Source organism: Pseudoduganella sp. R-34 (genome assembly GCF_049904655.1).
Lineage (GTDB): Bacteria > Pseudomonadota > Gammaproteobacteria > Burkholderiales > Burkholderiaceae_D > Rugamonas.
Genome location: NZ_CP184572.1, coordinates 1,736,408 through 1,757,357 on the forward strand (window position 1 = coordinate 1,736,408; position 20,950 = coordinate 1,757,357).

14 protein-coding genes are annotated in these 20,950 nt (G+C 63.4%); 10 read left to right on the forward strand and 4 right to left on the reverse strand.

Features of this window, described 5'->3' with window-relative positions; translation table 11 throughout:
* The first annotated feature begins 38 nt into the window (after positions 1-38).
* A complete protein-coding gene (locus ACN9MW_RS08120) occupies positions 39-1,379 on the forward strand; it encodes a S41 family peptidase (protein ID WP_426169591.1) in 1,341 nt (446 codons plus the stop codon).
* Between the two features lie 48 nt (positions 1,380-1,427).
* On the opposite strand, the gene ACN9MW_RS08125 is transcribed toward ACN9MW_RS08120, so the two are convergent.
* Entirely contained in the window at positions 1,428-1,895 is a 468-nt protein-coding gene (locus ACN9MW_RS08125; RefSeq protein WP_426169593.1) for an outer membrane beta-barrel protein, read from the reverse strand.
* 119 nt (positions 1,896-2,014) lie between these two features.
* Here ACN9MW_RS08125 and ACN9MW_RS08130 point away from each other — a divergent pair, with 119 nt between their 5' ends.
* Positions 2,015-4,330 carry a DNA polymerase II gene (locus ACN9MW_RS08130; protein ID WP_426169595.1) on the forward strand — a complete coding sequence of 772 codons (2,316 nt, stop codon included), beginning with the start codon at positions 2,015-2,017 and terminating at the stop codon, positions 4,328-4,330.
* On the opposite strand, the gene ACN9MW_RS08135 is transcribed toward ACN9MW_RS08130, so the two are convergent.
* The 3 genes from ACN9MW_RS08135 to ACN9MW_RS08145 all read right to left on the reverse strand — a co-directional run bounded on the left by ACN9MW_RS08135 (position 4,327) and on the right by ACN9MW_RS08145 (position 6,773).
* Positions 4,327-4,869, reverse strand: a complete 543-nt coding sequence (locus ACN9MW_RS08135) for a hypothetical protein (protein ID WP_426169598.1) — start codon at positions 4,867-4,869, stop codon at positions 4,327-4,329. The genes ACN9MW_RS08130 and ACN9MW_RS08135 overlap by 4 nt on opposite strands.
* 178 nt (positions 4,870-5,047) lie before the next feature.
* Positions 5,048-5,950, reverse strand: a complete 903-nt coding sequence (locus tag ACN9MW_RS08140; RefSeq protein WP_426169601.1) for a DMT family transporter — start codon at positions 5,948-5,950, stop codon at positions 5,048-5,050.
* 58 nt (positions 5,951-6,008) lie between these two features.
* Complete coding sequence (locus ACN9MW_RS08145; RefSeq protein ID WP_426169603.1) at positions 6,009-6,773, reverse strand: helix-turn-helix domain-containing protein; 765 nt, start codon at positions 6,771-6,773, stop codon at positions 6,009-6,011.
* A 147-nt stretch (positions 6,774-6,920) separates the two neighbouring features.
* On the opposite strand from ACN9MW_RS08145, the gene ACN9MW_RS08150 reads away from it, so the two are divergent.
* The 8 genes from ACN9MW_RS08150 (at position 6,921) to ACN9MW_RS08185 (ending at position 20,949) form a co-directional block, all read left to right on the forward strand.
* A complete protein-coding gene (locus ACN9MW_RS08150) occupies positions 6,921-7,673 on the forward strand; it encodes a carbohydrate-binding family 9-like protein (protein ID WP_426169605.1) in 753 nt (250 codons plus the stop codon).
* A 218-nt stretch (positions 7,674-7,891) separates the two neighbouring features.
* Positions 7,892-10,990, forward strand: a complete 3,099-nt coding sequence (locus ACN9MW_RS08155; RefSeq protein ID WP_426169608.1) for a TonB-dependent receptor — start codon at positions 7,892-7,894, stop codon at positions 10,988-10,990.
* 63 nt (positions 10,991-11,053) lie between these two features.
* On the forward strand, positions 11,054-12,574 hold the full coding sequence (locus tag ACN9MW_RS08160) for a tryptophan halogenase family protein (RefSeq protein WP_426169610.1): 1,521 nt from the start codon (positions 11,054-11,056) through the stop codon (positions 12,572-12,574).
* Entirely contained in the window at positions 12,571-15,219 is a 2,649-nt protein-coding gene (locus tag ACN9MW_RS08165; protein ID WP_426169612.1) for a beta-mannosidase, read from the forward strand. Before ACN9MW_RS08160 ends, ACN9MW_RS08165 begins: the two co-directional genes overlap by 4 nt.
* Before the next feature lie 191 nt (positions 15,220-15,410).
* Positions 15,411-16,397 carry a LacI family DNA-binding transcriptional regulator gene (locus tag ACN9MW_RS08170; protein ID WP_426169615.1) on the forward strand — a complete coding sequence of 329 codons (987 nt, stop codon included), beginning with the start codon at positions 15,411-15,413 and terminating at the stop codon, positions 16,395-16,397.
* A 19-nt stretch (positions 16,398-16,416) separates the two neighbouring features.
* Positions 16,417-17,631, forward strand: a complete 1,215-nt coding sequence (locus ACN9MW_RS08175) for an AGE family epimerase/isomerase (protein WP_426169617.1) — start codon at positions 16,417-16,419, stop codon at positions 17,629-17,631.
* Positions 17,624-18,547, forward strand: coding sequence for a carbohydrate kinase family protein (locus ACN9MW_RS08180; RefSeq protein WP_426169620.1), 924 nt, complete (start codon positions 17,624-17,626; stop codon positions 18,545-18,547). Before ACN9MW_RS08175 ends, ACN9MW_RS08180 begins: the two co-directional genes overlap by 8 nt.
* A complete protein-coding gene (locus tag ACN9MW_RS08185) occupies positions 18,547-20,949 on the forward strand; it encodes a GH92 family glycosyl hydrolase (protein ID WP_426169622.1) in 2,403 nt (800 codons plus the stop codon). The genes ACN9MW_RS08180 and ACN9MW_RS08185 overlap by 1 nt, the downstream gene beginning before the upstream one ends.
* The last annotated feature ends 1 nt before the right edge of the window (position 20,950 follow it).

Sequence of the window (20,950 nt, forward strand, 5' to 3'; positions counted from 1 at the left end):
TCTAGAATGTCGGGCATTCAGCACATTCAGGAGACAAAATGGCAAAAAGCCATGTAGCGGCGCTGGTCCTGGCCTTGATGGCCGCCGGCGCGATGGCGCAGCAGCAGCCTGCCATGCAGTGGGAAACCGCGGCATTGGCGGGCTCTTATAAAGAAAACATCAGCGAGGATGAAAAGGTCGCCGGCCTGTCCAAGCTGTGGTCGGAAGTCAAATACAACTTCGTCGATACCGCCACCCTGGAAAAGCTGGACTGGGACAAGCTGTACCTGGAAGCCCTGCCGCGCGTGCGCGCAACGCGCAGTACTGAAGACTATTACCGCGTGCTGACGGAACTGGTGGCCAGGCTGAAAGATGGTCACACCAACGTGATGGTGCCAAACGAGCTGTCCGACCGCATGGGCGGCCTGCCGCTGCTGGTGACCCGGCCGGTCGAAGGCCGCGTCATCGTGACCGAAGTCCTGGACCCCGGCTTGCGCGCCAAGGGCATCATGCCCGGACTGGAAGTGGTGGCGGTGGATGGCGCCGAAGTGAAGGCTTACGTAGCCCGCGAGATCACGCCGTATGTGAGTGCCTCCTCGCCGCAGGACGAAGCACTACGCGCGTTCGGGACCCAGTTCCTGCGTGGCGCGGCCGGCTCGGCCGTGCGCGTGACCTTCCGCGATGCTGCTGGCAAGCAGTTCGATCAGCAGCTTGCGCGCGTGGGCCGGGAAGCCCGCAAGGCCGCTGTCGCCAACTCTCCCTCGTTTGAATTCAGCATGCTGCCGGGCGACGTTGCCTACGTTGCGTTGAACAGCTTCGATGACAACAGTGCGGCAGACGCCTGGATGGCCGCTTTCGCCGACATTGCCAAGTCTTCGGCGCTGGTGATTGATGTGCGCCGCAATGGCGGCGGCAATTCGGAAGTGGGCTACAAGATACTGTCGACGCTGGATGACAAGGCTTTCCTGACCAGCCGCTGGGCCACCCGCGACTACAAGCCGGCCTGGCGCGCCTGGGAAAAGGCGCAGCCGATGTACGCCGAAGCTTCCGATGTGGTGCAGCCCGACCCGCAGCGCCAGTACAAGAAACCGGTGCTGGTGCTGACCAGCGCTGCGACCTTCTCGGCGGCCGAGGACTTTGCCGTGGCCTTCGATGTCATGCAGCGCGGCACCCTGGTGGGCGAGCCAACCGGCGGCAGCACCGGCCAGCCGCTCTTCATCAAGCTGCCGGGCGGCGGCAGTGCGCGCATCTGCACGAAACAGGATAGTTATCCGGATGGCCGCGCCTTCGTTGGCGTGGGTGTGCAGCCACAGCACCTGGTCAAGCAGACGGTCGAAGGCGTACGGGCAGGCCGCGATGAAGTCCTGGAAGCAGCCCTGGCTTCACTGCAGCCCAAATAAAAAAAGCCGCCGGACCAGGTCCGGCGGCTCTCTGTGCGAAGCAACAGCTTAGAAGTGGTAAGCCACGCCAACGCTGATGTTCTGTGCGTCGCTGGTAGGACGCTGCCATTCAACACGGCCGCTGATTTCTTTGGTGAACTGGTAGCTCACGCCAACGCCGAACAGGGCTTTGTTGTCGTGATCTTTGTCGCCGTCTTCTTTCCACTCGACGCGGTTGTAGCCCAGGCGGCCGTACACGGCAACTTGGTCAGCTACTGGCAGGGAGCCGATGACGGACAAGGCATATTGGTTGACTTTCAGGTCGCCCCATTTGCCGCCGCGACGGAAGCCGGCTTCAACCGAGAAGTTCTCGTCGAAGGTGTAGCCGCCGAAAACGCCAGCGGAGGTCTTACGACCGTCCACGTCGTCGATCTTGGTCTTGCCTACGTCGCCACCGACGTAGAACGATGGTTCAGCTGCGGATGCAGCGAAGGATGCTACTGCCAGCAGGGTGGCAGCGGTGATTTGCTTGATCATTTTAAGTGTTCCTATTTCTAGTTAGGTTGCCTGCTCTTGATACAAGGCAACATACTATTCTATCAATGTTATTTTAATGTTGCAAGTTTACTGTGTGTTCATACAGTATAATCGTGCGCATGCCTGGTTTTATCCTCACCCGCGCCTGGCGCGACGCCCGCGACGGCACGGAAATCGAGTTCTGGCTCGCGACCGACGACGGCCCCCGCAAAATATTGCTGACAGCACAAGCTTCGGTGGCTTTCGCCGAGGCTTCGCTGCGCGAAACGATTGCGACCCTGGTGGCGGGCATGCCGGGCATCGACATTCGCGAAGTTGCACTCAAGACATTCCAGCGCGAGCCGGTGGTCGGCATCTACGCCAGCCATTACAAGCAGTTGCTGGCGCTGGAGCGCAAGCTGGGCGAGCGCGGCATCCGCCTGTACGAGGCGGACATCAAGCCGCCGGAACGCTACCTGATGGAACGCTTCATCACGGCCGGCGTGGACTTCGAGGGTGGCAAGCTGCGTCCCGCGCCGGCATACCGCCCGCACCTGCGCATGGTGTCGCTTGATATCGAAACCAGCGCTTTCGGCGACCTGTACTCGATCGCGCTGGAAGGCTGCGGCCAGCGCCAGGTCTACATGCTGGGCGAACAGCCGGCCGCGCCGCCCGCGGTGGATTTCGACCTCGAATACTGCCCGACCCCGCGTCGCGTGATCGAGAAACTCAACGAGTGGTTCCGCGTGCACGATCCGGACGCCATCATCGGCTGGAGCGTGGTGCAGTTCGACCTGCAAACGCTGCAAAAGAATGCCGAAAAATACAAGGTGCCGCTGCTGCTGGGCCGTGAAGGCCGTCCGGTCGAATGGCGTACCCACCAGGCGCGCGACGGCTACGTGTTCGCCACCATTCCTGGCCGCATCGCCATCGACGGCATCGAGGCCTTGCGCGCCGCGTCATGGAGTTTCCCTTCCTTCAGCCTGGAGAACGTGTCGCAAGCCTTGCTGGGGGAGGGCAAGGAAATCGGCAGCGACTACGACAAGATGGCCGAGATCGAGCGCCGCTTCCGTGAAGACAAGCCGGCCCTGGCCACCTACAACCTGAAAGACTGCGAGCTGGTGACGCGCATCTTCGAGAAGACGCGCGTGATGGACTTCATCCTGGAGCGCTCCCACGTGACGGGGCTGGTGCCCGACCATATGGGCGGTTCGATTGCCGCTTTCAGCCACCAGTACCTGCCGCGCATGCATCGCGAAGGCTATGTGGCGCCGAATGTCGGCGAAATTCCGGCCGTGGCGTCGCCCGGCGGCTTCGTGATGGATTCACGCCCCGGCCTGTACGACTCGGTGGTGGTGCTGGACTTCAAGAGCCTGTATCCGTCCATCATCCGCTCCTTCCTTGTCGACCCGGTCGGCATGGTCGAAGGCGAGGCGGAGGCGGAAGCCGGCGGCGATGCCGTACCCGGCATGCGCGGCGCCCAATTCTCGCGTACCCGCCACTGCCTTCCTGCCATCACCACCCAGCTCTGGCAGGGCCGCGATGCCGCCAAGCGCGAAAAGAACGATGCCCTGTCGACCGCGCTCAAGCTGCTGATGAATTCCTTCGTCGGCGTGCTCGGTTCCACCGACTGCCGCTTCTACCACCCGCAGCTGATTTCCTCCGTCACCTTGCGCGGCCACGAACTGCTCAAGCTCACGCGAGAGCTGGTGGAAAAGGAGGGCTATGAAGCGATCTACGGCGATACCGACTCCATCTTCATCTGGCTCAAGCGGCCGCATGAAACGGAGGAGGCGCTTGCCATTGCGCGCGCTCTGGTTGCCAAGATCAACAAATGGTGGAAGGATCGCTTGCACAGGAAATACAAGCTGCAGAGCTACCTGGAGATCGAGTTCGATACGTACTACCGGAAGTTTTTCATGCCGACGATCCGCGGTACCGACATGGGGAGCAAGAAGCGCTATGCGGGACTGACCAGCGACGGCGACATCATTTACCGAGGCCTGGAAGTGGCGCGCAGCGACTGGACCCCGCTGGCGCAGCAATTCCAGCAAGGCCTGTTTGCCCGCATTTTCCGCAACGAGCCTTACCAGGACTTCGTGCGCGAATATGCGCGCGATACGCTGTCCGGCGCCCACGATGAACTGCTGGTGTACCGCAAGCGCTTGCGCCATCGTCTCGACGAATACCAGGTCAACGTGCCGCCGCAGGTGCGCGCCGCGCGCCTGGCCGATGAATTCAACAAGGCACAAGGCCGGCCGCTGCGCTACCAGAACGGAGGCCGTATCAGCTATGTCGTCACCACCAGCGGACCGGAGCCGCTGGAAGTGCAGCGCTCACCGATCGATTACCAGCACTATCTCGACAAGCAACTGCAGCCGATCGCCGACGCCATCCTGCTGCCGCTGCACGACAGTTTCGCTGCCCTGACCACGGCGCAGCAGGCACTGTTTTAGTTGCGCGACATCGACAGGCGCATGACCCATTTGGTGAAGAACAGCAGCAAGACAGTGCCGGCCAGGTCGCCCAATGCCATCACGGCAAAGCCTTGCAGCAGGTGGCCGCGCCCCTCGTACAGGGCAAACCAGATGTGGTGCAGCAGGGGGCTGGCCACGGAATAGGCGACAGCGCACGCCAGCACCTGCCAGGCGGCCAGGCTGGCCAGCGAGCCTTGCAGGTCGAGCCAGCGCCTGGCGCCAAGGTAGACCAGGTAGGGCGCCGCGCTGGCCAGGATGCCGCCGGCAAAGGCACGCACAGGATCATGCGGGAAGAGGACGAGGAAGCAGTAAAGCCAGGAAACGGCCAGCAGGCCTATCGCGCCTGCTTCGGCAAAAAGCAGGGTGGCCAGCAAGCGCACGCCGGCCGGCAGGTAGATCCAGTTGATCCCTTCGGCGAACTCGAGTTGCTTGAACAGCAGTTCATTGATCAGCAGCGCGGCGCCGAACATGACCATTGTGGCGAGGATCATGGAAAGGTTCTGGCGGATGCTTGCCATGCTGGTCGCTTGTCGTGGACGAATCGCCAAATCTTACCGAAAATGCTTGGCCCGGCGCAATCAGCCGTCAAATGGCCATGACAAATTGCGCGCCCCCAGCAACAGAGCAGCGATCGTGCATCAATGCTGCATTGCGATGCACAAGCTGCCCGGCCGTCGCGCCGGGCGTGCGTCGCCGTCAGCTTGAGGCATTCCTCCCGTGGGCCAGCGCGCAGGTGGCCACGCCTGCCACAAGCAAGGCCATTGCAGCGGTCTCGATTGCGGTTGGCCAGCGCGCTTCCCAAAGGAAGCCATACAGCGCCGCAAACAGCGTCTCGAACACGATCATCTGGCCGGTCAGCGTCAGCGGCAAGGCACGGCTGGCATAGTTCCAGAAACCGTTGCCGATGATGGAACAGAGTATGGCAACGCTGGTCACGACCGCTGCGAAGTACAGCCATTCCGAATTGCTGTGCTGCGGCGCTGCGGACGACAGGGCCGGCACCGCCAGCAGCAGCGCTTCGGCGCCGGTGACCAGGCCGGTGAGCATGCTCCATTCATGCGGCGTGACGGTCCCGAGGCGCGCCAGCCAGCGGCTGTTGCCGACTGCGTAAGCCGTCCAGGAAGCGAGGGCGCCGCTGGCATACAGCACGCCAGCCAGCGATCCGGTTTGAAGGTGCTGCCAGCTGATGCAAAACAGGCCTGCGGTGCTGAGGGCAATCGAAGGCAGCAGGCTGCGCAAGGGGACGGCGCCGGCATCGCGGCTGCCGACCAGGGTGATCACCACCGGCAGCAGGCCGATCACGATCGAGGCCATGGCGATGCCGCCAGTCTGCACCGCCTGCGCCAGGAAAAAGTAGTAGACGATATTGCCCGAGAAACTGAGCCAGGCGAGCGCCTTCCACTCGCGCCAGGCCAGCCTGGCGAACAGGCAGCGCCACGAGCGCGATACCAGGATGGCTGCGATCAGGCCGTAAGCGACGTAGCGCCCAGCCGAGAGCTGGATCGGCGTGAAGCCGCGCGTCAGTTCGGGCGCGAGAAAAACCAGTCCCCAGAATGCACCGGCGATGATGCCGGCAATAATGCCAAGTGAAATATTCAACGTCCATCTCCCAAATGGGACATGGTGGACGTCGCGCACTGCATGGTCTTGGCGCGGCCTACTGGATTTTTGTCGCAGGCTCCCGTCCCTGGCGACGATACGCCGCCGGCGTGGTGTCGAGCCGGCTGCGCATGGCGCGGGTGAGGGCGCTCTGGTCGCCGAAACCGCTATTCAATGCAATGTCCGCAATCGGCAGGCCGGTATGGCGCAGCAGTTCGCAGGCGCGATTGAGGCGCATGGAGAGAAGCCAGGCGCGTGGGCTGGTATTCAGCTGGTCCTGGAACAAGGCGTGCAGGCGGCTTACGCTCATGCACGCAAACTGCGCCATCGACTCGGTCGTCCAGGGCAGTGCAAGATTGGCTTCAGTATGCGCCAGCAGGGCGGCCAGGCGCGATTGCAGGCGTGGCGGCTCAAGCATGAGCGTATCCAGCATCAGCGGAACCCAGCCCTGGAGCAGCGATGGCGGCGCGGCGTGCGCTGCGACGGAAAGCTGCATGAACTCGACCAGTTTGCGCGCCGCAGGGCTGATGTCGGCAAATGGCCGCTGCGCGATGCGCTCCCAGATCGGGTGCACCATGGTGGCTTGGTCGACGTCGACGATCAGGGAGTGATTCGCCACGGCGCTCTGCTGCGAATGCCATGCACCCGCCACGACGACAGCACCTTTCAAGGGATTCAGGAGCGCGCCTTTGCCTTCGATGTCGAGCTCCACCTCGCCGGACAGTGGCAGCACCAGCTGGGCAAACGCGTGCTGGTCCGCCGCCCACCGCTCGCCGTAGCTGCGGATGTCGATAGCGGAGGAAGGCGGATGGATGATAGGCACTGCGACACCTGAAATGCTGGATTGATGGCTCCAGTTTACTAAAGTTCGCTAAAGTGTGGCCAGAATGTGCGGAGCCTGTTGAACAGGTCTTGTCTCCTTGCTATAACTTTTGCCGAGACATGGAGGGACACCTGGATGAAGGAAGTTGTGACAGCATTCGCGGCCCTGCTGGCCGCCGCCATTCCTGCCGTGGCCGCGGATTCCTCGCCGCTTGCCTATGAATGCCTGCGGGCTGCGAGCCCGATCATTATTGACGGAAGGCTGGACGACCCTGCATGGAAAAATGCGCCATGGACTTCCGATTTTGTCGACATCGAAGGCGAGCGCAGGCCCAAGCCGAAATTCCGCACCCGCGTGAGAATGCTGTGGGACGACCAATACCTGTATATCGCGGCCGAACTCGAAGAGCCGGAGGTGAAGGCGACGCTGACCCAGCGCGACTCGGTCATTTTCAAGGACAACGATTTCGAGGTCTTCATCAAGCCGCTGCCTGCCACCAAAAGCTATTTTGAATTCGAGATCAACGCCCTCAACACGGGCTGGGACCTGCACCTGCCCAAGCCTTACAACGAAGGCGGACAAGCGGATAACAGCTGGGACATCAAGGGACTGAAGACGGCCACCGCCGTGTACGGAACCCTGAACCGGTCCGGCGACAAGGACCGGGGCTGGAGCGTGGAAATCGCCTATCCGCTGGATGCCTTCGCCTCGCGCCAGGCAGTGCCGCATCCCCGCCCTGGCACCACCTGGCGCATCAATTTCAGCCGAGTGGAATGGACCGCGGGCCAGCCAAAGGAGGACAACTGGGTATGGGCGCCGCAAGGCGTGATCGACATGCACGTGCCCGGCCGCTGGGGCTACCTGCGCTTTTCCGAAAATATTTCCACACTAAACAAATAGTCGCAAATCCGCCGCACTCTTGTTTACTAATCAAAACTAAACTTCATTCATTCTCTGAAAGTTTGTTGAAGTGCCATAGCCTCCTTTGTAAGAATTCTCCTTGAGTGGACGCGATCCCATCGATGTGCAGACGGCATCATCGTCGTTTAGTAAATCGAGGATCCGAGGCTTGCTACCGCGATATAAAGCCCGCAAGAGGGCATAACCAGGAGACCCGCATGACGTTCAGAACCCATCTCGCATCACGGCAGCGCGGCTGCCGCGCGACGCCCATCGCCATGGCGGTGAGCGTGGCACTGCTTTCCCTTGCAAGCGCCCAGGCGCAGACCGCGTCCACCGGGCAGGCGTCCGAGCAAAAGGCCGACCCGAATACCGTGGTCGTTACCGGTTACCGCTATGCGATCGAGAAGAGCCTTGACCAGAAGCGAGACGCCAATTCGATCGTTGAAGTGATCACCGCCGAAGATATCGGCAAGTTCCCGGACAAGAACGTGGCCGACGCGCTGCAGCGCGTGCCGGGCGTGGTGGTGACCCGCAGCGGCGGCGAGGGCAAGAACGTCAGCGTGCGCGGCCTGTCGTCGGAACTGACCCTGACCCAATTGAATGGCAACTATATCGCCACCGCAGAATCGAATGGCGATCCATCGCGCTCGTTCAATTACACGCTGCTGCCATCGAATATGCTGTCCAGCGCGGAACTGTTCAAGACCCCGGAAGCGCGCATCGATGAAGGCGGAGTTGGCGGTACCGTGATCTTGCATACCCGCCGTCCGCTGGAAGTAAAGTCCGGTTCCGGCTTCGTTTCCGCCGAGGGCACCTGGGCCGACACCACCAGGAAGACCGACGGCCAGTTCTCCGGCCAGTACGCCTGGCACGACGAGGACAACCGCTTCGGCATCCTGGTCGGCCTGACCAGCCAGAAGCGCACCACCCGCACCATGGGCGCCAGTACTGAGAACTGGCAATGGTATGGCGACGATTACGACGCCCACCCTGCCACCGACGTCAATGGCAAGCCTTCGGACCTGAGCTCTTACTGGTGGGGCCAGTCGGGCTTCTACGACCAGGGCGGCAAGTACTACGCCAACTTCATGATGCCGACTTCGGTCAACCTGAGCGTGAAGAACGAGGAGCGTGAACGCAAGGGCGGCCAGATGACGCTGCAGTTCAAGCCGGTCCGCAACCTGACCCTGACTGCCAATTACTTCCGTTTCGACCTGAAGCAGAATTCGCAGACCAATATCCTGAAGGTGCCTGAGTGGAATTTGGCCCGCTACAGCGGCGACGGCAACTGGCCGGGCGGCCGCATGCTGGATGGCCTGACTTTCGACCGCAGCGGCACCCTGGTGACCGGTGCGCAGTACAGCGTCCACCCCGGCAAAGCCTATTATTGCAGCGAGGCGCAAGCGGCGGCGGCCGGCCAGCAGCCTGGCGGCTGGGGCCCGGACGATTGCACCATTCCGACGCCGCAAATCACCGGCAGCTACAACCACGAGAAGTCGCTGTCGCAGACCGCCGACTTCGAAGCCGAATGGCGCGGCAAGTCGATGGACGGCATTTTCAAGTTCGGCCGTACCTGGGCCAACGGTGGCCCGCAAATGCAGATGACGATGCCGATCAAGCCGCGCGTCCAGAATGCGGACGGCAGCTGGACCCTCGGCAACTACGCCAGCTCCTGGAACACAGTCGGCACGCCGGCAATGGTGTTCTCGCCGGAGCTGATGGCCAACCTGGCCAAGGGCATCGGCGAAATCGACCTCGGTTCCACCTCGTCCTCGTGGACGAAGAACAGCACCCAGCAGAAGTACGCCCAGGCCGACATGACCTGGCATGCCGACAGCAACTGGCTGGATTCGCTGCAGTTCGGCGCCAAGTATCGCAAGGGCGGCACCCATCGCGCCACCGGAAACAACTACTGGGTTTGCAAGGGCGCGGATCCAAAGGATTACGACATGCGCTACCAGGCAGGCTGCGATTCGAGCGCGAACAAGTTCCAGCCGCAGTTCCTGTACGGCCAGTCCCTGGGCAACCAGGCAGGCGGCATCAATGCCAGCGCATTCCCGGCGATTGACTACCCGGCCTATATCTCTTTCCTGAACCAGAACTATGGCCAGATGCAGACGCGTAACGAAGACAACTTCGTCTACAACGTGGACGAAAAGATATCTTCGGCATATCTGCAGGCCAATGTGAAGGCCGATCGCCTGCGCGGCAACGTCGGCGTGCGCCTGGTGCGTACCCGGCAGCACGCCGACTCGACCGACCAGGTGGAAAGCTACAAAGACTACTTCTTCAACGGCGCCAATGGCAGCCCGGCACCTTGCCAGGCCGGCGGCTTGCCGGCTGCCGGCGCGCCTGCCGGTTCCGGCTGCACCAGCGGCTTTACCCGCCTGCCGGACAGCATCGCCCGTGATTCGTCGTTCGTGGTCAGCTCGCTCGACCGTACCTACAACGACGTGCTGCCAAGCTTTAACCTGGCCTATGACCTGACCTCGAACCTGCTGCTGCGTGCCGCCGCCTCCAAGGTGATCTCGCGTCCAAGCTACAACGACATCGCTTCGCCAGGCGCCCTGCGCTATTACAGCCAGGAGTACGTCAACGACCGCCGCCTGATCGGCGGCGGCGACCAGCAAGGCTGGTTCGGCGAAGGCAGCAACAAGCAGCTCGAGCCCTACAAGGCCAAGCAGGTCGACTTGGGCCTGGAGTGGTATTTCCATCGCGGCTCGGTGCTCGGCATCGACTTGTTCCGCAAGAACGTCAGCAACTTTGCGGTGCCGGTGGTGCGCGACGTGACCCTGAACGTGGGCGGCCAGAACGTGACCGTGCAGCGCTACTCGACCAGCGCCGGCGGCCGCGACGGCGTGTCGAAAGGCGTTGAGCTGTACGCCCAGCATACGCTGGACATGGGCCTGGGCTTCCAGTTCAACTACACCTACAACAAGACCAACCAGGCCGACATCACGATGGAAGATGGCACCAGGATCGGCAAGTCGCCGCTGGTCGGCAGCGCCAGGAACCAGATGAACCTGACCGTGTTCTACGAGACCGACAAGTTCCTGGCGCGTGCTTCGTACAACCGTCGCGGCGAAGTGGTCGATGGCCTGGTCAACGGTTTGAACGTGTATGAAGAGCCGTACTATCAGGTCGACCTGAACGTGGCCTACAACATCACCAGGGAGTTGAGCCTGACCGCCTCGGTGCTGAACCTGACCAGGGAAGAGACGCGTTCCCACCTGGGTAACGACACCAAGGACCGCTTCTATTCCAACGGTTATGCCGGCCGTATTGCCTATTTTGGCCTGAACTACAAGTTTTGATGCTTCCTTCCTTCCTCCCCATGCCGCGCGGCTGGTGAGGTCTTTTCCTGTTTTGGGCCTGCCATGAACCAGCACAACCGAATCAGCAAGATCACCATCGTCGGCGGAGGGAGTGCGGGCTGGATGGCCGCGGCAGCCCTGGCCACCTACCGCGGCAAGGGAGCCTCGGTGCGCCTGGTCGAGTCCGAGGAAATCGGCATCGTCGGCGTAGGCGAGGCGAGCGTGCCGCATATCCGCCTGTTCAATGGCCAGATGCTCGGCATCGATGAAGCAGAGTTCATGAAGCGCACCCAGGGCACGATCAAGCTCGGTATTGAATTCAAGGACTGGAGCCGCATCGGCGACAGCTATATCCATGGCTTCGGCACCATAGGCCGCTCGGTCGGGCCGCTGCCTTTCCACCAGTTCTGGCTGAAACTGTTCCAGTCCGGGCGCGCCGCGCCCATTGGAGAATACTCGCCGCAAACCGTGATGGCGCCGCAAGGCAAGTTCGCGCCCGGCGATCGCCGTGCAGCCCAGGGCTCGCCGCTGGCCGACATCGCCTATGCCTACCATTTCGACGCCAGCCTGTATGCGCGCTTCCTGCGCGAGCTGGGCGAGCAGCGCGGAGTGCAGCGCATCGAAGGCAAGATCGTTGGCGTCAAGCAGCGCGCCGACGACGGCTTTATCGAATCGGTGACGCTGGAAAGCGGCCAGGTGGTCGATGGAGAATTGTTCATCGATTGTTCCGGCTTCCGCGGGCTGCTGATCGAGCAGACGCTGAAAACCGGCTATGTGGACTGGTCGCACTGGCTGCCATGCGACCGCGCCATGGCCGTGCCTTGCGAAGGCGTGGCGCCGATCGCACCGTACACGCGTTCCACCGCCCGCACGGCAGGCTGGCAGTGGCGCATCCCGCTGCAGCACCGCACCGGCAATGGCTATGTATATTCGAGCCGGCATATCAGCGATGACGAAGCGGCTGCGACCCTGCTGGCGAACCTGGACGGCAAGGCGCTGGCCGAGCCGCGTGCGCTGCGCTTCACTACCGGCATGCGCCAGAAATTCTGGAACAGGAATGTGGTGGCGCTGGGGCTGGCCAGCGGTTTCCTCGAACCGCTCGAATCCACCAGCATCTACCTGGCGCAATCGGGCATTACCCGCCTGCTGGGGCTTTTCCCCAAGCGCGACTTCAACCCCTTGCTGGCGGAGCGCTTCAACCGCGAATCGGCGTTCGAATATGAACGGGTGCGCGATTTCCTGATCCTGCACTACAACGCCACCGAACGCAACGACTCGCCGTTCTGGGACTACTGCCGCACCATGCCCGTCCCTGACAGCCTGCGCGAGACGGTCGACTTGTTCCGCTGCGATGGCCGCTATTTCCGCAACGGCGAGGATTTCTTCGCCTTGCCAAGCTGGGTGCAGGTGATGCTGGGGCAGCGCATCATGCCGCAAGGCTATCATCCGATCGTCGACGACATGCCCGAAGAAAAGCTGGTTGACGTGGTCGAAAGCATGCGGGCGATGCTGGCCAATGCGGTCGACGCGATGCCGGTCCACCAGGATTGGATTGAGCGCCACTGGAAGGCGGCCGCGCCATGAGCACCCACCTGTACTGGCGTTCCCTGGCGGCCCTGATGCTGGGCCTTTGCCTTGCCGTGGTCGCCGTTGTGGCGACGGCTGCCACGCCAGGGCGCAGCGTAATCGATGGCGGTTGGGCCTTCCGCCTCATGCCCGGCAACGCGCAGCTGGCTGCGCATCCCGAAGCCTTGCCATGGCATGCGGCGAAAGTGCCAGGTACCGTGCATACCGACCTGCTTGCGAACAAGCTGATCCCCGATCCCTACGTTGGCGCGCCGGAAGCCGGCTTGCAATGGATCGGCCTGGCGGACTGGGAATACCGCACCCGTTTCGAGGCACCGCGCAGGGCAAAACGCAGCGACCTGGTATTCGAAGGCCTGGATACCTTCACCGAGGTTTGGCTGAATGGAGAGAAGTTGTTCGAGGCGGACAATGCCTTCCGCACCTGGCGCATTCCGGTGCAGGACAAGCTGCGCGCGAAGGGCAACGAATTGCGCGTCGTCTTGCGTTCGCCGATCAGCCGCCTGCTGCCGGCCGTGCGGGCCATGCCGCGCAAGCTGGCCGGAAACTATCCCTCGCCCTATGGCGACGAATCGGCGGACGCGATGACAGCCAATTTCGCCCGCAAGCCGGGTTATCACTATGGATGGGATTGGGGGCCGCGCTACGTCAGCGCCGGCATCTGGCAACCGGTTGTGCTGGAAAGTTGGGACGCCGTGCGCATCGATAACCTGCAACTGAGGCAGGACCGCGTCGACCAGGCGCGCGCCGACATTGCCGCGGTCGTGCTGGCCGAAGCGGTGCGCGATGGCGCCTTCGACTTGCGCCTGTGGCAGGTCGCGCCGGACGGCAAGCGCTCGCTGGCGGCACTGCGACGCGTCGAGCTGCGCGCTGGCGACAACCGCATCGAACTTCCCGTGCGCATCGACCGCCCGCAACGCTGGTTCCCCAACGGATATGGGGCGCAGCCGCTGTACCGCTTCGAGCTGGAAATCGGCGACAGCAAGGCGGTTGCGGCCAGGGCCCGCGCCCGCACCGGTTTGCGCAGCGTCGCGCTGCGCCGTGAAGCGGACGACAAGGGCAGGAGTTTCTATTTCGAGGTCAACGGCATTTCGGTATTCGCCAAAGGTGCGAACAGCATCCCGTTCGACATGTTCCAGCCGCGCGTGGGCAAGGCGCAATTGCGCCGCGTGCTGCAATCGGCGCGCGACGCCAATATGAACTTCCTGCGCAGTTGGGGCGGCGGCTATTATGAAAGCGACGATTTCTTCGATCTCGCCGACGAACTTGGCCTGCTGGTATGGCAGGACTTCATGTTCGGCGGAGGCATGCAGCCGGCCTACGACGACGCCTTCCGCGCCAATGTGATCGCGGAAGCGCGCGACAATGTTCGGCGCCTGCGCAACCATCCGAGCCTTGTCCTGTGGTGCGGCAATAACGAGGAAGAAATCGCCTGGAAGTACTGGGGGCCGGGCAAGGCAATGACGGAAGCCGATCCGGAGTTCGCCGGCAAGGTGTGGAATGGCTATGTGCAGCTTTTCGGAACCGACCTGCGCAAGGTCGTGGCGGAAGAGGGGGGCGGGATTTCCTATTGGGCCAGCTCGCCCAGTGACGACCTGGCCGAAGTTGCCAATACGCCGGCCAGCGGCGACATGCATTACTGGGAAGTGTGGGGCAATCCGGCGTATCCGCCGTCGAAGTATCTGGAGATCACGCCGCGCTTCATGTCCGAGTACGGTTTGCAGGCGTGGCCGGTACAGCGCACGATCGAGGCTTTCGCCAGCCGTGGCCAGCAAGGCATCGCCACGCCGCTCATCGAGGCGCACCAGAAATTCATGGCAGGGAAGGGCAATGAACGCCTGATGAAGTACGTGAATTTCGAGTTCGGCGACCCGAAGGACTTTTCCAGTTTTGTCTATTTAAGCCAGGTGGCGCAGGCGGAAGGCATCGAGCTTGCAGCGTTGCACCATCGCGCCAGCCGGCCATACACAATGGGATCGCTGTACTGGCAACTCAATGACGTCTGGCCAGGAGCCTCGTGGTCGAGCGTGGACTGGTTCGGACGCTGGAAGGCGTTGCATTTCCATGCGCGCCGTTTCTACGCGCCTGTGGCCGTGGCAGCCCTGCGGAACGCTGAAGGCAGAACGAGGGTCAGCCTGCTCAACGACCGTACGCACCATGTGCGGGGCGAGCTGCGGCTGCGCCTGATGACGCTGGACGGCAAGCTGCTGCGTGACGAGCGCAAACCGGTGGAACTCGCACCGCTGTCGGCGTCGCAGTTGGCCAACTATAGCGACGCCGAGTTGCTTGGAAATGCTGATCCGGCGTCGACGGTCGCGGTCTTCGATTTGCAGTCGGAGGGCGAACCGGCCTCGCGCCGCGTGGTGTACTTCATGGCTGCCAAGGACATGCGCTGGCCCGATCCCGGCCTGCGCTCGGAATTGCGCCGGGACGGCGGCGGCGCCAGGCTCGCACTGCGCGCGACGAAGTTGGCCCGCGCAGTGTGGATCGACTTCGGCGACACCGATGCAGGGATTGCCGACAACGCGATGACGCTGCTGCCCGGGGAAGCCGTGGACCTGCACATTGCTTCCAGTGCCAGCCTGGCGACGCTGCGCACGGCGCTGCGACTGCGCTCATTGGCCGATGAGCTGCGTGTTTACTAAAACTGGCTAAAGATGATTGCTTCCGGCTGCTTTTGTTGACGCCTGCAAAAGGCGGCTGATATAAAACTTACCTATACCGGGAGCGAGAAAAGGCATTTCCGCTCGACGCTTGAAAGCGCCAGAATAGGCGTTTAATAAACTGAACATTGGAGACTCTTCATGCACTTGATTCCTTGCCCAGGGGTGCAGCCGTGAGCCAGGTCACTTTGCGCGACATCGCCGAAGCTACCGGGCTGTCGATCGGCACGGTCTCGCGCGCGCTGAAGAACCAGGCCGGCATGACCGAAGTCACCCGCAACCAGGTGCGCCAGGCCGCGGAGAAAATGGGCTACGACTTGGGACAGCTCAAGAAAGGGCGCATCCGCCGTATCGCCTTCCTCCTGCACAGCCAGCACAACACGCTGGCATCGAGCCAGTTCTATTCGCCGGTCCTGCATGGCGCGGAAGCGGCGTGCCGGCGCGAGGGTATCGCCCTGTCCTTCATCGCAGTAGGGCCGGCCGAACCGGTGCAGGGCCTGATCCGCGTGCACCAGCCAGACGCCATCCTGTGCGCAGGATTCTTCGAACCGGAAGTGCTGGCTGCCCTGCAGCAGTCCGGCAAGCCTATCGTGCTGGTGGACATGCACCGCCGCGGCTTCACTTCGGTCAACCCGGACAATGTGCGCGGCGGCTACCTCGCCACCCAGCACCTGCTGCGCTGCGGCCGCAAGCGCATCGCAATGATGTCCGGCTCGCTGGCCCACTACAGCATCCAGCAGCGCAACCGCGGCTTCCGCCAGGCGCTGTTCGATGCCAAGGTGTTTGCCGACCCGGAGCTGGAAGTCATCGTCCCTACCATGGGGGAGGGCGACGAGGCGGTGGTGGAATCCATGCGCAGCCTGCTCAGTCTTCCCAAGCGGCCCGATGCCCTGTTCTGCTACAACGACAGCACCGCATTGGTCGCCATGAAGCATTGCCTGAACGAGGGCATGAAGATCCCGCATGACATTGCCATTGTCGGCTTCGACGATATCAGCAGCGCTGCCGCTGCCATTCCTCCGCTCAGCACTGTCCACGTCGACAAGGAGGACCTGGGGCGGGCGGGCATCGAATTACTGCTCCAGAAACCAGACGAAAACCCCTTTCAGATAACCATGCCAGTCGAATTGATCGTGCGCGAAAGCAGTTGCGACGACTAGCGTACCCACCAGGCCAAACATGAACAAACTCCCGAATTTCCGCAACCCGGACGTCCTGCTCGATCACGCGCGCCACACCATGCGCTTTTACCACCCGCGTGCGCTCGACCCTGCCGGCGGCCTGTATCACTACTTCAAGGATGATGGCACCGTCTACGACGCCGCGCACCGCCACCTGGTCAGCAGCACGCGCTTCGTGTTCACCTATTCCATGGCTTATCGCCATTTCCGCGATCCGGCCTACCTGGAGGGCGCACGCCATGCGCTGCGCTTCCTGCGCGAGGTGCACCGCGACCCGACGGGCAGCGGCTACGCCTGGATGCTCGATGGCCGTGACGTGGAGGACGGCACCCAGCACGCCTATGGCCAGGCCTTCGTGCTCCTGGCTTATTCGCATGCCACCATGGCCGGCCTGGAAGAGGCGCGCGGCTGGATCGGCGAAACCTTCGAGCTGATGGAAAAGCGTTTCTGGAACCAGCAAGACGGCCTGTACGCCGACGAAGCGAGCCGCGACTGGAGCGAGCTTTCGAGCTATCGCGGCCAGAACGCGAACATGCATGCCTGCGAAGCACTGCTGGCGGCGCACCAGGCCACCGGGGAGCTGCGCTACCTGGAACGGGCCTACACCGTGGCCTGCAACATCACCCAGCGCCAGGCTGCCCGTTGCGGCGGCCTGATCTGGGAGCACTACGACGCGAACTGGCAGCCGGACTGGCGCTTCAATATCGACGATCCGGAAAACCTGTTCCGCCCGTGGGGCTACCAGCCGGGCCACTTCACCGAGTGGGCCAAGCTGCTGCTGCAGCTGGAAGCGCGCGGCAGTGTGCTGGGCAAGGACCTGGGCTGGCTGCTGCCGACCGCGGAACGCCTGTTCCAGACCGCTGTGGACAAGGGATGGGATGCCGTGCATGGCGGCCTGGCTTACTCGCTGGCGCCTGACCTGACCGTGTGCGATCCGCACAAGTATTTCTGGGTGCAGGCCGAAAGCACGGCGGCTGCCGCTATGCTGGCCAAGCGCACCGGCAACGACGGGTACTGGGACTGGTACCAGCGCCTGTGGGCCTATAGCTGGACCCACTTCGTCGATCACGAGCATGGCGCCTGGTACCGCATCCTGTCCGGCGACAACCGCAAGCTGAGCGACGAAAAGAGCCCGGCCGGCAAGGTCGATTACCACACCATGGGTGCCTGCTATGACATCGTGGCGGCGCTGGGGGCGGGCGATCATGCATGACGCGCCAGTGATGCTGTGCGCTGGCGAGGCGCTGACCGACATGATTTACCAGGGCGACGAGCGCTGGGTCAGCCGCGTTGGCGGCTCGGTGTGGAACGTGGCGCGCGCGCTGGCCGTGCTGGGCGAGCGCACCGCCTTTGCCGGCGCAATCAGCCGCGATCGTTTCGGCGACGCCTTGTGGAGCGCCAGCGAGGCTGTAGGCCTGGACCTGCGCCTGCTGCAGCGCGTTGAACGCTCGCCGCTGCTGGCGATCGTGGAGCAGGGCGAGCCGCCGAGCTACTTCTTCATTGGCGACGATAGCGCCGACCTGCATTTCGATCCGGAGGCACTGCCTGAATACTGGTCGCGCGATTTGCGCTGGGCGCATTTCGGCGGCATCAGCCTGGCGCGCGAGCCGCTGGCGTCGAACCTGGTCGCGCTGGCCGAGAAGCTGAAAGAGCAGGGCGTGGCCATCAGCTATGACCCGAACTACCGCAACCTGATGGATGACCGCTACGCGCCAACCCTGCGCAGCATGGCCGAACTTGCCGACGTGATCAAGGTTTCCGACGACGACCTGCGCGGCTTGTTCCCCGGCGTGCCGCTGGATGCGGCCCTGCAGCAGCTGCGCGCCGCCGCGCCTTCCGCGTGCTGCTTGCTGACCCGCGGCGGCCAGGGCGCAAGCCTGTTCCATGGCGAGCAGCGTGCCGACGCGCGCGCGCCGGCGGTCTCGGTGGTCGACACGGTCGGCGCGGGCGATGCCAGCGTGGCCGGCCTGCTGCACAGCCTCGCACGCCATCCGGGCCGTTCGCTGCAGTCACACCTGCATGCGGCGCTGGCGGCGGGTTCCGCTGCCTGCCTGCAGTCCGGTGCAACCCCGCCGCCGCCCGCAGCCATGCAGCAGCTGTTCGAATTGCTTGAAGGAGAGGCACCGTAATGAAAGCAATCCGCTTTGCCATTCGCTCCGTCCTGCTGGCGGCATGCGCCCTGCCACTGGCTGCAGCGCCGGCCGACATGCCGGTCAACACCTTCATCGGCACCCAGGACGAAGGCAATACCTTCCCCGGCGCCTCCGCACCCTTCGGCATGATCCAGGTCAGCCCGACCGGCGAACATTACGCCGGCTGGCACTATAGCGATGCGCGCATCCGCGGCTTTGGCCATTCCTTCCTGTCCGGCGCCGGCTGCTGGGAGCAGGGCGGCCAGCTTTCGGTGCTGCCGGTCATCGGCAGCATCGGCCCCGGCGGCGATTTCGACACCAAAAAGGCGGAAAGCTTCAATTACAAGCGCTATGCAGCCAACTACAGCCACGAAGGCGAAGTTGGCCAGGCAGGCTTCTACAAGGTGCAGCTCACCAGCTATGGCGGCATTACCGCGGAGGCCACAGCGCTGACCCGCGCAGCCGCGGAACGTTATACCTTTGCCCCCGGGACCGCCAGCGGCCACGTGCTGCTCAACCTGGGCCAGGCCAACGAGCGCCATTCCGTGGTCGGCAGCGAAGTGCGCGTACTGGACGAGCGCAGTGTCGAAGGCAAGATCGTCACCAGGAGTTTCTGCGGCGGCGCCCAGTACACCACCTGGTTCCGCATCGTGTTCGACCAGCCCTTCGTGGCCAACGGCATCTGGGATGACCGCGGCGGCTGGCCAGGCGTGAAGGGACCAAGCCAGCAAGGGGACAGCCGTCCGCATGGCGTGTGGCTGACATTCGACCTCAGGAACGGCCAGGCCGTGACGGCGGTCAGCGCCATTTCCCACGTTGACGCGGAAGGCGCACGCATCAACTTGAAGGCGGAAGGCATGGCCGGCGGCAAGCCGCTCACGTTCGACGCAATGCGGGCGCAGGCGCAGGCGGCGTGGCAGAAGGAACTGGGCACGGTCCGCATCGAAGGCGGCAGCAACGATGACCGCACCGTGTTCTACACCGCCCTGTATCATGCGCTGCTGCAGCCGCTGACGGGCAGCGATGCCGATGGCCGTTATCGCGGCTATGACGATGCGCTGCATAGCGCCAGGGACTGGACCTATTACGAGTTCTTCTCTCTGTGGGACACTTACCGCGCGCAGAACCAGTTGCTTGCCTTGCTGCGTCCGCAGCGCTCGCGCGACATCGCCAATTCCGTACTGAAGATCCGCGAGCAGGGCGGCTGGCTGCCGCGCTGGGGCTACGCCAACTTCGACAGCAATGTGATGACTGGCGACCCGGTCACGCCGTTCCTGGTCGACCTGTGGCGCTTTGGAGCGTTGCAAGGACGTGAGCGCGAAGCGTACGCCGCGCTGCGCGAAAACGCCTTTGGCGTGCCGCCGTCGCGCATCCGCGCCGAGGGCCGCGCAGGCAATCCGAACTACCTGAGCCAGGGCTTTGTCCAGTATGACCGTGGCTTTGTCGCCAAGGGCATGGACATCGACCCGCACCACGGAGCGTCGGCGACGCTGGAATATGCGCTGGCCGACAGCTCGCTCGCGATCATGGCCAGGGCGCTTGGCCAACGCAAGGATGCAAAGCTGCTCGAACAGCGCGCCCTCAACTGGCGCAAGATTTGGGATCCGTCGGTTGTCGACGCACCAACCGGGCAGCGCGGCTTCCCGCGTCCGCGCACGCTGGATGGCAGCTGGTTCACCGACTTGAACGGCAGCTATGACCCGCGCGCCGAGCGCGGCTTCCACGAGGGCACCGCCTGGCAGTACCAATGGCTGGTGCCGCAGGACGTTCCGGGCCTGGCAGAGGCTATGGGCGGACGCGCCAAGGCCTTGCAGCGCCTCGACCAGTTCTTCGATTACGACGCCGTGCTGGCCGATCCGGCGGCCGTGCGCAAGTCGTGGGTGGTGGGCGCCTACAGCTACTACAGCCAGTTCCGCTACAACCCGAATAACGAACCGGACCTGCACGCGCCATGGATGTACACTCTGATGGGGCAGCCGTGGAAAACCACCACCGTGCTGCGCGCGGCGGAAACCCTGTTCGGTAACGGTCCCGGCGGCGTCACCGGCAACGACGACCTGGGCACGATGTCGGCCTGGTACCTGTTCAGTGCCCTGGGCCTGTATCCGGATGTGCCGGGCAGCGGCCGTTTCCTGCTGCACGCGCCGCGCTTTGCGCGCGCCGAGATCGACCTGCCGCAAGGCCGCACCCTGCGCATTGAAGCGCCGCAGGCCAGGCCGGGCGAGCGCCGCTTCGTGCAGTCGGTGCAGTGGGGCGGCCGGCCGCTGTCGCGCGTGTGGCTGGATTGGGAACAACTGCAGGGAGCTGGCACCCTGTCGTTCAAGCTTGCACCGCAGCCTGATACGGCCGGCTGGGGCACGCAGGGCCGTGACCTGCCGCGCCCACCAGCCGGCATGTAAA

Bases quoted from the DNA above. Each gene is read 5' to 3' on its own strand.
- ACN9MW_RS08120 (WP_426169591.1), top strand. From the start codon at position 39: ATGGCAAAAAGCCATGTAGCGGCGCTGGTCCTGGCCTTGATGGCCGCC.
- ACN9MW_RS08125 (WP_426169593.1), bottom strand. From the start codon at position 1,895: ATGATCAAGCAAATCACCGCTGCCACCCTGCTGGCAGTAGCATCCTTC.
- ACN9MW_RS08130 (WP_426169595.1), top strand. From the start codon at position 2,015: ATGCCTGGTTTTATCCTCACCCGCGCCTGGCGCGACGCCCGCGACGGC.
- ACN9MW_RS08135 (WP_426169598.1), bottom strand. From the start codon at position 4,869: ATGGCAAGCATCCGCCAGAACCTTTCCATGATCCTCGCCACAATGGTC.
- ACN9MW_RS08155 (WP_426169608.1), top strand. From the start codon at position 7,892: ATGACGTTCAGAACCCATCTCGCATCACGGCAGCGCGGCTGCCGCGCG.
- ACN9MW_RS08160 (WP_426169610.1), top strand. From the start codon at position 11,054: ATGAACCAGCACAACCGAATCAGCAAGATCACCATCGTCGGCGGAGGG.
- ACN9MW_RS08165 (WP_426169612.1), top strand. From the start codon at position 12,571: ATGAGCACCCACCTGTACTGGCGTTCCCTGGCGGCCCTGATGCTGGGC.
- ACN9MW_RS08175 (WP_426169617.1), top strand. From the start codon at position 16,417: ATGAACAAACTCCCGAATTTCCGCAACCCGGACGTCCTGCTCGATCAC.
- ACN9MW_RS08180 (WP_426169620.1), top strand. From the start codon at position 17,624: ATGCATGACGCGCCAGTGATGCTGTGCGCTGGCGAGGCGCTGACCGAC.
- ACN9MW_RS08185 (WP_426169622.1), top strand. From the start codon at position 18,547: ATGAAAGCAATCCGCTTTGCCATTCGCTCCGTCCTGCTGGCGGCATGC.